The following is a 627-nucleotide window of genomic DNA, read 5'->3' on the forward strand; positions in this document are numbered from 1 at the left end:
CGCTCAGTGCAGGATTTTCGCGAGGAAGTCCTTCGCGCGGTCCGACTTCGGATTCGAGAAGAAATCGTCCTTGCGGTCGTCCTCGACGATCGCGCCTTGGTCCATGAAGATCACGCGATGGGCGACCTTCTTCGCGAAGCCCATCTCGTGCGTGACGACCATCATCGTCATGCCTTCCTGCGCGAGTTCGACCATCACGTCGAGCACTTCGTTGATCATCTCGGGATCGAGCGCGGACGTCGGCTCGTCGAACAGCATTGCGATCGGGTCCATCGACAGCGCGCGCGCGATCGCGACCCGCTGCTGCTGGCCGCCCGACAGCTGGCCCGGAAACTTGTGCGCATGCGCCTTCAGGCCGACGCGATCGAGCAGCTTCATGCCCTTCTCGGCCGCTTCGTCCTTGCCGCGGCCGAGCACCTTGACCTGCGCGAGCGTGAGGTTCCCGGCGATCGACAGGTGCGGGAACAGCTCGAAATGCTGGAACACCATCCCGACCTTCGAGCGCAGCTTCGACAGGTTCGTCTTCCTGTCGCCGACCGGCTGGCCGTTCACGAGGATCTCGCCCTGCTGGAACGGCTCGAGGCCGTTCACGGTCTTGATCAGCGTCGACTTGCCCGAGCCGGACGG

1 protein-coding gene is annotated in these 627 nt (G+C 64.0%); it reads right to left on the minus strand.

What is annotated here, in order from left to right; all coding sequences use genetic code 11:
* Positions 1–3 precede the first annotated feature (3 nt).
* Positions 4–627: amino acid ABC transporter ATP-binding protein (locus DIE02_RS35245; protein ID WP_148093156.1), on the minus strand; the 624-nt coding region annotated here is incomplete at its 5' end.

Source organism: Burkholderia sp. Bp8991 (assembly GCF_003853795.1).
Classification (GTDB): domain Bacteria; phylum Pseudomonadota; class Gammaproteobacteria; order Burkholderiales; family Burkholderiaceae; genus Burkholderia.